Here is a 13811-nt window from a genome sequence, read left to right on the forward strand (position 1 = left end):
TTGTTATGAAGCTTAAATGTTTAATCGACAAATATGATACACCGCTCTATGTCTATTCCGAAGAGGCCATTCGGAATAATTACCAAATGATTGAAAGGGCTTTTCCTTATCGACCTAATCAGATTCACTATGCAGTAATGTGCAATAACTATCCTGATGTGCTAAAGACTATACAGTTATTGGGTGGTTCAGTACAGATTAATTCCTTGCGCGAACTTGAGTTAGTGAAGAAGCTAGGTTTTAAAGATGAGCACATATCTTTTACATCTATCGGACTCAATGAGAAAAGTATTAAAGAGCTAATTAACAACCAACTTACAGTTAATCTGGATTCACTAGAGGAGGTGGAGAAGTATTGCAAGGCTGGGAGGGGAAAGCATTTTGGTATTAGGGTGAACATAGTTGTAGACATTCCCTTGGAGGCTGGGCATACTAACTCCTATAGACACACCGATGTTGGTATTCGGGAACAGGATTTTAAATCGGTTAAACTAATAGCTGCTCGTTATGGGTGTAAGGTCATTGGTGTACATGGATATTTAGCATCTAACCTATTGGATTCAAGTCCTTTTTTTTACTATGCCGATTATTTAAAAAGGTGTGCAAAACAGTTTCCGGATATCGAGTATATTAATTTTGGGAGTGGTTTCGGTGTTTTCTGCGATTCGGCCGAAAAACAGTTTGACTTTAAGAAAACGGGCCAGTATTATTCGGATATAACAACAGAACTAAGTACATTTTTTAAAAGAGATATTCAACTAAAAATAGAGCCTGGTCGTTCATTAATAGCAGCTGCAGGAATTTTACTTGCAAAAGTAACCAATGTCAAACAGCTTGAACATAAGAGACAAGTAGCAATCAATGTTGGATTCGGAGGTTTTGCCAGACCTAAACTGTACGATGCCTGTCATTTAATTGAAGTTGCAGGTAAGGATAAAATACAGGGGGTATACGATGTAAGAGCAGCAACAGTTTTGCAAACCGATTTCATTGCGAGAGATCGAAGCCTGCCAATGATTGAAGAGGATGATATTGTCGTCATTCGTAATACTGGGGCTTACGGCATGGTTATGGCTTCGGGGTTTCCTGGGTGTATAAAGCCGAAAGAAATTATGATATCTTCTTTTGCTGATATTTTATAATGACTTAATAATTTTCCGAATAGCCGTTGAGGATTATTCGGCTTCAAAACAAATGTCCTAAAGAGTTCAATCGAATGAATAGGAGTCTCACAGAATGCAGGTTTAGATGATAAACATTTATTGAATAGTGGTAAGTTGTGAACAAAGTATTACATTTTCTACAACGTCATATTCAACTTTACTTGGTGTTTAAAATAGTTTTTAGCGCCTTAAATTGACAGTTATGACTTCACCTCTCATAAATAATAGCTAATCATGTTATAATGCTCACCTTCGGGAATTTACAAGCAAAGCTTATCTGTAGTAGATATTTGAATTAAAAAAACACTGAAATTATATTATAACATTTGTATACTAGTGATAATCAGGTTGCTTTGCTTGCAAATATATACTATATTGGAAAAACAAGCACAACTCCTTTTTACTACTTTGTTTTAAATAACCTGACATTTTAACCACTATTGACCGACTTTAAGCTTGATTAAAGAAGCTTATCAGGCTGAGGATTTATTGCATATTCTTTAGTTTCATATAAATCAACTTGTCATGAAAACAAATTCAATAGTAGTAATTAGCTTGATTTTTATTGGCATTGCCTGTGCACCTGACATAATTAATACAGAAGGTGATGTCAAAGCGATAACAGAAGTCTCAGAACAAATTGTCAAAGCCTGGAATGAAGGAGACTACCAGGCCTTTATCGGATTCCTGGATTCCAATGCCTCTGTAATGCCCCCGGCCGCCCATTCTATTAAAGGTATTGAGGCGCTAAAGTCAATCTACAGTGAATCGTTTAATGCATTTACTTTTAGTGTTACTGAATCAATCAGTGAAATCAATGTTTTTGGTGATTATGGATATGTAATGGCAAATTGGGTTGGTTCATCAACTCGGATTGGAGGTGAATCAATAGATTTCAACAATAAAATGATTGCTATTTATAAAAAACAGTCAGATGGCAGGTGGCTTGTGTATCGTAATATTTTCAATAGCAATGATGATACTCAGAAAGAAAAAAGCGCTGAGCTTTCTGACTAATCCACATATATATTGAAAGTAAAGTTATTTCTTAAACAAATAATTAAGCCTTATGAAAGAACAATTGTCAGCAGGGAGATTTCTATTCCTCATCTGTTTAACAAGCATATGCCTGGCAGCCTGCAACCCTGGTTCAAATAAAGCTAAAAAGAACCAAACAAGCAGCCCTCAACAGGGTCACCTGATTGCTAAAATCGAAGGTGTATTCGAATATCTCACCCCGAATCAAGGAATTGCCATCATGTTAAAAGGCCGATACATATACATATATAGTGAATCGGACGATAACATGTATTGTCACTCAGGAATCTATAAGACTTCCGGTGAAATAATTACAAATACGATTCTATTCTCACCAAAATCAGAGGATATTGGAAAGTCGTTTCAATGGAAAGTGCTTAGCTTATCTGGCGATACCTTATTAGCAGCCGTATTAGATGATGATGGCAACATTGTCAATAAGGTAAGATCACTTAAAAAAGTTGCAGCTGATGACCATCTGATCCAACAAATGAACGAATTTGAAGGAACATTTAATTACGTTCCTCCTCTTACCGGACAAGGCATAATGCTTCAAGGATATTATGTATATATGGCAAACGATAATGAAGGTAATAATATGGGCCATGGCGGCACTTACATTCAGAATCAAGACACTTTTACTAACATGAAGCTATACAACATAAATAAAACGATAAACTCTGAATTGCGCTGGATAGGCAAAATGAAAGAGGACACTATTGTATGGGCAGTTATTAATGATGCCAATCAAAAAACTTGGCAAGGCTATAGCTTAAAAATCAGATAATTCATTTCTTAAAAAAACGATCATGAAAAAACTTATTATTCTCTTAGGAATTGCCTCAGTTATAACTGCGTGCACTACTATTGATCAGCAGCAAGATATTCAAAATGCAGAAGCATCAATTAAAGGATTTTACACGGCCGTTGTTGATTTTAACTACGATGAATTGCCAGAGTTTTGTACTGATGAATTCAGTGCTTTTGAAGAAGGTTTCGACTTTGGTACCATAGATGGGTACATTAATACTTTGAAATCTATGGAAGGAATGGCTATTGATATAGATCTTAATTTTGTTAAAACTGAGATTGTTGGAGATATCGCGCATTCGATCGTAGAATTTGACGCATCCTTTACAAAAGGTGCGGTTATGATAGCATTTCAGACCTATGAAAACTATATTTTAAAGCGGGTAAACAACAAGTGGTTATTGCACTATTGTCACAGTACACACCTAGCTGATCCGGATGACAAAGCCTATTCAAGCATTCACCTGATGAAAATATCCGAGGAACTTCCTTTAAGCGGACTTGAAGAAGTGGTTGGCAAATTTAATGAAGCAATTGCTTCAATTGGATATATGGATTGTGGCTACAAAATTATGCCTGTCGTTCCAGGTAGCAATGAACACTATAACTATGTGATGAAAGGCAACTGGAAAAACCAGGAAACTTATGATGTCATTCACGAACATGAAAGTTACACAAACGTTCACAAGGCATTGCCTGAATCTCTCAATGGTTATTTTAAAGACCAGATATATGTAAAAGCCCACAATAAAGAATAAAAAATCATCTCGCTGTGTCTGAAAAACAGAAGAGAAGTTTTTAATAATCATAAAACCCGAATTGAATAGATGTAAATAAATGATTAAAAGTCCCAATAAACAACTCTAACATTCGGATCAATACTTATAGATGTTAGAGTTTATAATTGTCAATGTTTTTATTAGACACTTTAATTGTTATGAAAAGGAAAAATGTTGTTTACAAAAATTTAATTTATCCATTAATATTTGGGTTAATGTTCTCAACCATCAGTTGTTTAAAACCTGATAAGAATAATGAATTTGTTGAAGCTGGGGTTCAAAATAATATGGTTGGCATAGATTAATACAGGTTATTTAACTATTAAACTATCATCTTATGAAACGAGTTATTATTGCACTTGACTTTGATCCCAGTGCCCCAAAGGTGGCTGAGGAAGGTTATACCATAGCAAAAGTTTTAAAAGCGAAGGTTACTTTAGTGCATGTAAAGGCTGATGCAGATTATTACAGTTCCCTTGGTTAGGCTGTTGTTATTGGCTTCTCTGGTCATTTAAAAGATGATACACCTATTGCACCTGAAAAAATTGACTCTGATGCTATTTCGCAGGAATTTCTTAATAAGGCGATGTTACATCTTGCAGATAAGACCATCGAAGTTATGGTAGCAAACGGTTCATGTGCCGATTCATTGATTGATGTTGCCAATCAGTTAAACGCATATATGATAGTTATGGGTTCGCATAGCCGTAAATGGTTTGAAAACACAACTATTGGCAGTGTTATACCAATTGTATATCAAGTTGCAGTATTTTTTGCCAAAATTTAAGAATGTAATAAAAAATCAACAAGAGGATATTGGAAAAATCGCATTGGCTTCCCTGAAGATTAGTCAAATAAGTGCATTTAGCAATGGTTTTTTGTAATTAAAAAGTTATAGGATTGTTCTCTCCTTATCTTATATCGACTGGTGATATTTACAGCCGAGAGGATTTAAATAAGCTATTAACAAGATTTCAGGATATTGAGAGACGAAACGTTAAGCTTTGTTTCGGCAACCAATTAGTTTTAAGGATAATATTAAACAATTCTACTTTAAAAATAGTGATATTTCCAAAGAGGACATCCAAAAAGAAATTAAAGTTATTCGTCCAGAGCTCAAGCTTTCCAAAGGCATTATCAACATTAGAAAGAGAGAGTTTAGTAATCAAAAAAAGGCATAGCTAGAGTTGGCAAGAATACATTAGCTATAATTTAATAACTTATAAATATTTCGCTTGCTATATGATTGATTTTGGTGCGTTTTATGCCGAACTCTTTTGTATCAAATCATGGCCGATAATAAATTTGATGAAGCATGTAATAAAAAGTGGGTGACTTTTATTGGCTTATTGACCTTGGTTTGGAACATATTCTACATGTAATTTCTGAACAGTCTCTGCTCATGGGCATAACACTCGTCCTTCCATAACCTTTGATCAGTAGAAAACAACAACTGGTATAGATAATAATATGTGTTAAAGTAATGCTGTTATCAAATGAAATGCAGATAATGCCAGCTTCATTGTTCTATAGTTAGTATTCTTGCTCAGATAGTATTTTACAGGTTCAAGGGCTTCGGGGAGATTATAAAAATAAGAAAGCCAATCAATAATGGGTAAAGGTGAACAAAAGGGCATGGCAGCAATAATTGAATGGATGTATCAGGTTTACTTCCCAAGGTTAATTATGAGCACACAACACTACATATTATTGCTTTCAACTTAGTAATTAAGTAAATTGAAAGATATGAAAAACCGTGCTCAAAAAATAAGACTGGGACTATTTTTATTAGTCAGTTTAGCTGCGCTGATTTCCAGTTTGATCTTTTTCACGGCTCGTGAATATTTTAAAAAAGAAGATACCTATTACGTGTCATATGAAGATTTGTCAGTGAGCGGCTTAGATGCAGGCAGTCCGGTGAAATACATGGGTATTCTGGTAGGGAGTATTAAAGATATTCGCATCGATCCTGATAATGTAAATATAGTGATCGTTGAATTGGCCCTTAAGCCCGAAACGCCTGTTAAAGAGGATGCAAGTGCCAATATTACATCTATGGGGATTACCGGGTTAAAGGCCATCGAAATCAGTGGGGGCACTAATAAGTCGAAAGCATTAAAACCGGGTTCTTTTATCAAGGCTGGATCCTCTTTTTCCGACCAAATTTCAGGTAAAGCTGAAGTGATCGCTAAAAAAGTTGAAAAGGTTCTGAACAACCTTTTACTCTTTACCGAACCTAACAACTTGAATAAAATAACAATAATGGCTGATAATGCCAGTATGGCACTTATCAATATGGATAGTTTGATAGTTGAAAACAGATTGGATATCCGAAACGCAATTATTCCTTTAAAAGATATTAGTTATCGCCTTGATGAAACCAGCCGTTTGTTGCTGTCAACCATAGAAGCGGTTCATTCAAAAGCCAAAAGTGATACCATCGACCAGATATTTTCAAACATCAGGGATGTTTCGATGAAATTAAACGAAACAGATTTCAAAACACTAGTTGCAGATATAACTGCAATAGCCAATCAAATAGATCTTTTATTGAGCAAAGTTGATAACGACCTTGATCGGGGAAGCCAGGATTTCTCCGAAAGCCTTCAACTATTAAGGTTGACACTTGAGAACCTGAATCAGGCAGCCATCAAAATTAATAATGACCCTTCCATACTGATTCGAGGTACCAACCAGAAAAATACACCTGATAATAAATTGACAGAATAGAAAATGAGAAGACTCATCCACTTCATAACAACGATAACGCTTATCTTATTTTGCGCTTGCATTAGTCAGAATAAAATGGTAACCAAATATTATCTGATTGAAAAACCACCTTCGATTCAGTATGCTATGGATACAGATACCACCTGGCTGAATGGATTCTGCGAAATCAGTCCCGTACAGATATACCCCGCCTATGGTACTCAAAAAATAGTAAACAGGAGTAATCGATACGAAATAGTTTATTACAACTATCACCAATGGGCTCAGTTACCAGGTGTATCCTTTACTTTACTACTGGAAGATTACTTTACTCAGACTCCTGTTTTTAAAGGTGTTTCAACACGATATTGGCGATTAAGCCCGGTTTATAAATTAAGAACGACCATATACAAACTTGAAATTGTTGAACAGGAGAACCATTTATTGGCACATATTTCTTTGGAAATTATACTGTCAGCTAACACTGAAGATAAAACATTGATATCGCACCGCGCAGACAAGTTGTTAAAACTTGAAAAAAAGGATTTAAATGAATATGCAAATTCCATTGGCGTGCTGTTTTATCAGGAATTAAATGCCTTCACGGAAAAAATAATGAAATATGCTTTGGATAATAAATAAGCAGTTTTGAAAAATAAGAATCACATACCAGCCTATTCGTTGAATATTGAGGAAACAACCTTGCATTTAGCCGGTTCATTACTGATAGGAAATGCCAATGTTTTTATGGAGGAGGTACTGATGTGCCTGAAAAAGTACAAACATAAACAGATTGTCATTGAAATTGATCATCTGGAATACATTGATAGCATTGGTGTGGCCACATTAAACTATTTAAAATCAAGATTGGACGAACGAAAAATTAAGGTACAGATAGATGGCGGTAAAAAGGAAATCAAACTAAAACTCCAAACCTTTTCCTTAAACGAAACGATTCAAATTCAAAAAAATAAGAAAGTCCCTTTTTGGGAGGATGTGGGATACCAAATGTATCGTTTTTTAAACGATGACCTAAGAGCGTTTATTATTTTGATGACTAATGTAATGTATTGGTCAATTACCGACCTGTTTAAGCCGAAAATGCAGCGCCAGGGTGAGTTTTATAACCAGGCTGTTCTTATTGGAGTAAATGCCTTGTGGATAGTATTAGCCATGTCTTTCATTATTGGATTAGTATTGGCCATTCAATCTGCTACTCAATTGCGTAATTTAGGAGCTAACATTTACATTGTAGACTTGATAGTAATTGCCATGATGAGTGAAATGGGTCCACTGATGCCAGCCATTTTAGTAGCCGGTCGAAGCGGTTCAGCCATTGCCGCTGAGATAGCCACGATGAAGGTGACCTCCGAAATGGATGCGCTTAAAACCATGGGTATAAACCCCGTTCGTTTTGTGGTGATTCCTAAAATATACGGAACTATTGTTACTTTGCCATTTCTGACTATTTTGGCAGATATACTAGGAATATTTGGAGGGATGATTGTGGCCTATTTTTATCTTGATATAAGTTTCCAGGTATTTATCAATCGAATGACGGAATCGCTATATAATAGAGATATTCTGATTGGACTCGTTAAAAGCCTTGTATTTGCTTGTATAATTGTTCTTACAGGTAGTTTTTTTGGTCTTCGTGCTAAACATGGAGCCGAAGGTGTTGGAAAGGTTACTACCCAGGCGGTAGTTGTTTCTATTTCATTGGTCTTTATTGCTGATAGTATCATGGGATTACTGTTTTATTAAAAAATTACATTGAGAGAAATTATTAAAATAAAAAGCCTTTCTGCCTCATTAGGCGGCCGCAATATCCTATCGGACATTAGTTTTAATGTGTATGATAAAGAGATAACAGTTATCCTTGGAAGAAGTGGAGCCGGTAAATCAGTGCTTTTAAAACACCTGCTGGGGCTCATGGATATTCAGGAAGGGGAGGTTGTCATTTTTGGTAAGGATATAGCTGAAATGCAGGAAGAAGAACAGAAAAGGCTGTACTTCCAAATGGGGGTTTTTTATCAGAATGGCGGATTGCTAAATGCCTTAACAGTAGGCGAAAATATTGCTTTGCCTCTGGAACAGAACAGTAACCTGAGCCATGAACTCATCGATCATATTGTTTGGTCAAAACTCAAACTGGTGAATTTATTAAACGCCTATTATTTATACCCTTCCCAGCTAAGTGGAGGCATGCTCAAAAGAGCTGCCTTAGCAAGGGCAATAGTAATGGATCCGTTACTGCTATTTTGTGATGAACCGGGTGCCGGCCTTGATCCCATTTCTCTGGTTTCATTGGATAAATTAATACTGAACTTAAGAGAGCAATTAGGAATGTCAATTGTTGTAGTGACACATGAAGTATCAAGTATATTTAGAATAGCTGACCGCATCGTTTTTATTGATAGTGGCCAGGTTGTATTTCAGGGCACTTTAGAGGAGGCCTTGCAAGCTCAAAATAAACAGGTTAAGAACTATTTTGATACAGCTAAGTAAGCATCATTAAAGTATTACCAATGATAATTTCGCTGCTAAATTTTCATTTAATTCTATCTGATATGCAACCATCTATGTGTTATAAAATACCAATTCTTTAACATCAAATTCGAGCTAAATAGAACTCATCTTAAAAACACTAATTATTTACATGTTGGTTTCTCTAATAAACACTTCACTTTGAAGAAGAGGTGCTCCTCACGCGTCAATTGGCAACAGCAGCGCCAGATCGTTGCAGCATTTATTTCAGTTCTATCTATAAGATTAATAAAAGCTGTACAGCCAAAGTCAGAACTAATGCAATCATTCCGTCTGCAAGAATTGTATTGGTGCAAATTTCGTAGAGTCAGTAAAAAAAAGGTATTACATTCTTCCTGTTTAATTTTACATGATTCACACATTTTCGAGTGTGTCACGTCTCTTGTTTTTAAGTTTTTAAAGTGAGAAGGTGTTATATTGAGAAATGCACCAGTTTAAAAAATAGTAGCTTGTATAATATATTATTTTGTTAGTATTCTATTATATTTCGCTAACTTGTAGGTAGAGTCAGCAACTTTTTAAATGTTTTTGTTACACTACTTTCAAGCTCTCGGTTTTAATGAGGTATTTTATTCAGTATAATGAAACAGAGATAAAACTACATTCGATGAAAAGACTTTCCGCCGATGATTATATTCAAAAATTAGAAAAGCAGAATACTGATCTAGAGCTAATTATCAAAGAACAACAGCAAGAAATTGATAAAATTGTTAATGGTAGAATAAACGATCTTGAGGAGGTAATAAAAGCACGTGATAAATTCTATCTTATAATTGCACATGAGCTAAGAAACCCTTTTAATGGAATTTTGGGCTTGGTAGAGTTACTTATTAATGATTTTCGGAGTTATACAATGGAGGAAATTGAAAGCTTCCTGAAAATGTTATACCGGACGTCTAAAATAACATACGAATTACTTATTAGCTTATCAGAATGGTTAAATGTTAAAAATGATAAGATGCCATTTAAACCGTCGCGCATCAACATCTCTCCCATTCTAACCGAAGCTATCAATTCAGCGCAATTAAATGCTCAAAAGAAAAAGATAACCATTCATAACTTTATCAATAAGGATATTGTTGCCTATATAGATAAGCATATGATTGCCTCAGTTTTCAGGAACTTGATTAATAATGCCATAAAATTCACTGACAACAATGGCACTATTGAGGTTACAGCCCTTGCAAAGAATGATTTTATTGAAATTGTAGTGAAGGATAATGGAATAGGTTTGCATGAAGATGCTTTGCGTAAGATTTTTAAGCAGGAAGCTATTCACTCAACCTATGGTACCGCACAAGAGCATGGAACAGGATTAGGTTTGCTACTCTGCAAAGAATTTATTGAAATTGAAGGAGGTAAAATTTGGGTGGAAAGTAATTTGGGACAAGGCAGCGAATTCAAATTTACTTTACCTTGCCATAAGTAATGGCAACAGGTATTTTTGCACGGGGCTCTTTATAGCATTAGTAACATGTAACAGACCATAATCAAAAGATTAAGAAAATATGATTCCTGAAAAGTTTAAAAATTACTATCTGGGAACAAACAAGCTATTCTTTCCTGAATATGAGTTTGTGATTAAACTAAGCTTTCCCAGTGTCTTTATCCGTTTTAAACGCACTGAAGGCTATTATACTGATTTTGATAAGTTTTTCAAAAGTGTTGCTGAAGTGCATTACCTCGATGGCACTAAACCTCCGAAGAGTGAAGAGCGTCAAATTTTAAATGAGGTATGGGATTTTCTTACCATGGTAAAGAGTCCCAACAAAGGTAATTTTTTGGCAGGTAACCAAAATGTGGACTAGCGAAATCATCCGAGATAGTATCTTCCGGGATGCATCTATACTTCTCTAAATGGAGTATAAATGCCCGATAGTTTATTTTTTTGATGCGAATTTCACTTTATTCTTCACATAAATCAATCTATGTCGGCTATTGGGGCTATCCCTTTGCTCTATTTCAAATCGATTGATGGAGTTAATCAGGGGGGTCAATTTCTGAAACCCATAGTTACGTGGGTCAAAGTTTGGGCGTTTCTTTTGCAACAAGCTTCCGACATCGCCTAAAAATGCCCAACCGTCGTCATCAGACAGGTCGTTGATGGTAGTGGCTATCAGTCTAATTACCTTTGGGGTAATCTTATCAAATGCTTCTTTTTCAACTTCCTTATCATCTTCGTCCTCTTTCTCCTTAGCTCTGGTTTTTAAAATTTCGATGTATATAAACTTATCGCAGGCTACAATAAATGGCGTTGGCGTTTTTTTCTCACCAATCCCAATTACCATTATGCCTGCTTCTCGCAAACGGGTTGCCAGTTTTGTAAAATCACTATCGCTCGATACCAAGCAGAAACCATTAACTTTTTCAGAATATAGAATATCCATGGCATCAATTATCATAGCTGAATTGGTAGCATTATTACCCGATGTATATACGTATTGCTGAATTGGCGTAATCGCATTCTCCAGTCATACCTTTTTCCAATTACTTAAGTCAGGTCGTGTCCAGTCATCATATATTCTTTTAATAGTAGGATTACCGTATTTAGCAATTTCCTCCATCATTTCTTTGACGTTGGCTGATGGAATATTGTCACCATCAATTAATACTGCTAGTTTTAAATTCATCAGCTTATTTTTTAGATTCATCATACTTTGTTATTCATTAGAAACAAACATCACGTTAATGAATTATATGACAGTTCTCTATTACGAGTAAATTAAAAACTACAGAGCCCTGTTCTGAGTTAGATAAATGTTACCGCCTTTGCTATTGGACCAGTTATGCTCTACCCAACCAAATTATTACCGTTTATTTACTGCTGTTACAATGCAATTAACCTTAATCATCAGCCTGATTAGTATAATCTCTGCCCTAAGATTAGAATACTTTGGCTTGCTGCAGGCGCAGAAGTTTCGTAACTTAAATCGAATTTCTTTGACCCTCTTTTTATAAAAAGCACTCTGGTAGAGCCATTTGTTTTTCGTCAGGTTTGTTCATCAGATCTCCTTTGTTTGGCAATTAAATATTAGTGTATAACGCCAAAGAAACGATAGGTTAAGATATATTTTACAGTTGCTGAAACGTACAGGTAATCCAATAGATATGAGACACTTGAATCAAGTATGTGATTTTGATGATTCCAATGGACACATAATTTATCACTCCTGACGATAACTGGATGATTAAGGTCTATTTGGGAGTTCCCTCCGACCATTGATAAAACATATACTAAGCACATGAAAATTCTCCTCATCTCACCAACCGTCGATACTGAAAAAAGGACCAACAAAGGACTTATGATACCGCAACTCGCTCTTTATATACTTGAAGGATTAACTCCTGATCGATTTGATGTAGAGGTGATAGAGGAAGAAACAAAGAAGGTTAACCTGGAACAAGAATGTGCTTTGGTTGCCATAAGTTGCATGACGGCTAACGCCCCCAGGGCCTATCAGCTTTGCGATGATTTTCAAAAAAGAGGGAAGACAGTCATACTTGGTGGTGTACACCCTACCATACTTCCTGACGAAGCCTTATTGCATGCCAATGCGGTGGTTATAGGTGAAGCAGAAGGTGTTTGGGAGACACTTCTGTGTGATTTTGAAAACAATACTCTGAAGCAAAAATATCACAACTCTAATCCTGATTTAGAGAAATATGTTCGTAAAGATTTTAAAAAAATAGCATCGAAAAGACTGTTCAATATAATTCCAATATTAACAACCCGTGGCTGCCCTTATAATTGCGATTTTTGCTGTGTAACTAACTTATTCGGACAAAAAATACGACATATCTCAGTTGAAAATATTGTACGCGATATAAGAGAATCACAAGCAAAGGTCTTTATTTTTCTGGATGACAATATTATTGGTAACCCAGCATATGCCAAAGCGCTCTTTAAAGCTATTAAACCATTGAAGATTAAATGGGTTGGGCAAGCCTCTATATCTTTATTAGTGGGTGATGATGAGTTAATACAATTAGCAGCTGAAAGTGGCTGTCAGTCACTTTTTCTAGGTATTGAAAGTGTTTCGGTAAAACAGCTGTTATCTATGCGCAAATCGATAAAGGAAATTCAACATCTTGAACACGCTTTTAAAAAGGTAAAAAAGATGGGAATTCTTATCCATGCATCCATTGTTTTTGGCTTTGATGATGATACGAAGGAAATATTTGATGAAACAGTTCAATTCCTGGTGCGAAACAAAGTGAGCACCGTTTCATTCAATGTCTTAACTCCTTACCCCGGAACCAAAGTGTATGAAAAGCTAAAAAATGAGGATCGCTTAATTACAACAGATTGGAAGTATTATGACCACAATACAGTTGTGTTTAAGCCCAAAAATATGACTCCCCTTGAGCTGCAGCTGGGGAAAATAAATGCCAGGAAGAAGTTTTATAGTAAAACGTCAGTACTGAAGCGATTATTAGGCAATTGGTACAAACCGTTTGTATATCTTTCGATGAATTTAGGCCATATGAAACAAGTAAAAGTTGAAAGCCGCCGAATAGCTAATTTAAAAGCCAACCTATTGCGGCAGTAGAGTTTAATTAATGCTAACAAACAAGCTGATGCAATTACTCAACAATACATTTCCTAATATTCACGATCAATTTACTATTTATAATATCTGACAAAACAATTACAAAAACTAAATTAATGAACGTGTCATATTAAACTAAAAATCAGAAGGTCAAATCATAATTAACCATTGAAATTCTTTTTTTGTATATCAGTGCAATAATAATTGAGTTTTGA

The 13811-nt window shown here is 35.4% G+C and carries 12 protein-coding genes and 2 pseudogenes; 12 read left to right on the forward strand and 2 right to left on the reverse strand.

What is annotated here, in order from left to right:
- Positions 1-5 precede the first annotated feature (5 nt).
- From JIV24_RS02110 to JIV24_RS02165, 11 genes and pseudogenes are all read left to right on the forward strand, one after another.
- Positions 6-1142 (forward strand): alanine racemase, encoded by a 1137-nt coding sequence (locus JIV24_RS02110; protein ID WP_200463350.1) that lies wholly within the window; start codon positions 6-8, stop codon positions 1140-1142.
- 546 nt (positions 1143-1688) lie between these two features.
- Positions 1689-2180, forward strand: a complete 492-nt coding sequence (locus JIV24_RS02115) for a YybH family protein (protein WP_200463351.1) — start codon at positions 1689-1691, stop codon at positions 2178-2180.
- A gap of 52 nt (positions 2181-2232) precedes the next feature.
- Positions 2233-2988, forward strand: coding sequence for a hypothetical protein (locus JIV24_RS02120; protein ID WP_200463352.1), 756 nt, complete (start codon positions 2233-2235; stop codon positions 2986-2988).
- Positions 2989-3010: 22 nt separating this feature from the next.
- Positions 3011-3769, forward strand: coding sequence for a nuclear transport factor 2 family protein (locus tag JIV24_RS02125; protein ID WP_200463353.1), 759 nt, complete (start codon positions 3011-3013; stop codon positions 3767-3769).
- Between the two features lie 358 nt (positions 3770-4127).
- Positions 4128-4577, forward strand: a pseudogene (locus JIV24_RS22350) (universal stress protein).
- A gap of 959 nt (positions 4578-5536) precedes the next feature.
- A complete protein-coding gene (locus tag JIV24_RS02140; protein WP_200463356.1) occupies positions 5537-6520 on the forward strand; it encodes an MlaD family protein in 984 nt (327 codons plus the stop codon).
- 75 nt (positions 6521-6595) lie between these two features.
- Entirely contained in the window at positions 6596-7141 is a 546-nt protein-coding gene (locus JIV24_RS02145; RefSeq protein ID WP_200463357.1) for an ABC-type transport auxiliary lipoprotein family protein, read from the forward strand.
- 6 nt (positions 7142-7147) lie between these two features.
- Complete coding sequence (locus JIV24_RS02150; RefSeq protein ID WP_200463358.1) at positions 7148-8263, forward strand: MlaE family lipid ABC transporter permease subunit; 1116 nt, start codon at positions 7148-7150, stop codon at positions 8261-8263.
- A 9-nt stretch (positions 8264-8272) separates the two neighbouring features.
- A complete protein-coding gene (locus JIV24_RS02155) occupies positions 8273-9007 on the forward strand; it encodes an ABC transporter ATP-binding protein (protein ID WP_234445672.1) in 735 nt (244 codons plus the stop codon).
- A 646-nt stretch (positions 9008-9653) separates the two neighbouring features.
- Positions 9654-10475 (forward strand): sensor histidine kinase, encoded by an 822-nt coding sequence (locus tag JIV24_RS02160; RefSeq protein ID WP_200463359.1) that lies wholly within the window; start codon positions 9654-9656, stop codon positions 10473-10475.
- A gap of 79 nt (positions 10476-10554) precedes the next feature.
- Positions 10555-10854, forward strand: a complete 300-nt coding sequence (locus JIV24_RS02165) for a hypothetical protein (protein WP_200463360.1) — start codon at positions 10555-10557, stop codon at positions 10852-10854.
- A 72-nt stretch (positions 10855-10926) separates the two neighbouring features.
- On the opposite strand, the gene JIV24_RS22730 is transcribed toward JIV24_RS02165, so the two are convergent.
- Together JIV24_RS22730 and JIV24_RS22735 are read right to left on the reverse strand one after the other, a co-directional pair.
- Positions 10927-11292 carry an OST-HTH/LOTUS domain-containing protein gene (locus JIV24_RS22730; RefSeq protein ID WP_289047791.1) on the reverse strand — a complete coding sequence of 122 codons (366 nt, stop codon included), beginning with the start codon at positions 11290-11292 and terminating at the stop codon, positions 10927-10929.
- Positions 11272-11700: pseudogene (locus tag JIV24_RS22735) on the reverse strand (NYN domain-containing protein); the annotation flags it as partial. The pseudogene JIV24_RS22735 and the gene JIV24_RS22730, both read right to left, overlap by 21 nt.
- Positions 11701-12288: 588 nt before the next feature.
- Here JIV24_RS22735 and JIV24_RS02175 point away from each other — a divergent pair.
- Positions 12289-13596 carry a B12-binding domain-containing radical SAM protein gene (locus JIV24_RS02175; RefSeq protein WP_200463361.1) on the forward strand — a complete coding sequence of 436 codons (1308 nt, stop codon included), beginning with the start codon at positions 12289-12291 and terminating at the stop codon, positions 13594-13596.
- Positions 13597-13811 lie beyond the last annotated feature (215 nt).

Origin of the sequence: Carboxylicivirga marina (assembly GCF_016612505.1) — a bacterium.
Lineage (GTDB): Bacteria > Bacteroidota > Bacteroidia > Bacteroidales > Marinilabiliaceae > Carboxylicivirga > Carboxylicivirga marina.

Bases quoted from the DNA above. Each gene is read 5' to 3' on its own strand.
- JIV24_RS02110 (WP_200463350.1), top strand. From the start codon at position 6: ATGAAGCTTAAATGTTTAATCGACAAATATGATACACCGCTCTATGTC.
- JIV24_RS02115 (WP_200463351.1), top strand. From the start codon at position 1,689: ATGAAAACAAATTCAATAGTAGTAATTAGCTTGATTTTTATTGGCATT.
- JIV24_RS02120 (WP_200463352.1), top strand. From the start codon at position 2,233: ATGAAAGAACAATTGTCAGCAGGGAGATTTCTATTCCTCATCTGTTTA.
- JIV24_RS02125 (WP_200463353.1), top strand. From the start codon at position 3,011: ATGAAAAAACTTATTATTCTCTTAGGAATTGCCTCAGTTATAACTGCG.
- JIV24_RS02140 (WP_200463356.1), top strand. From the start codon at position 5,537: ATGAAAAACCGTGCTCAAAAAATAAGACTGGGACTATTTTTATTAGTC.
- JIV24_RS02145 (WP_200463357.1), top strand. From the start codon at position 6,596: ATGGTAACCAAATATTATCTGATTGAAAAACCACCTTCGATTCAGTAT.
- JIV24_RS02160 (WP_200463359.1), top strand. From the start codon at position 9,654: ATGAAAAGACTTTCCGCCGATGATTATATTCAAAAATTAGAAAAGCAG.
- JIV24_RS02165 (WP_200463360.1), top strand. From the start codon at position 10,555: ATGATTCCTGAAAAGTTTAAAAATTACTATCTGGGAACAAACAAGCTA.
- JIV24_RS02175 (WP_200463361.1), top strand. From the start codon at position 12,289: ATGAAAATTCTCCTCATCTCACCAACCGTCGATACTGAAAAAAGGACC.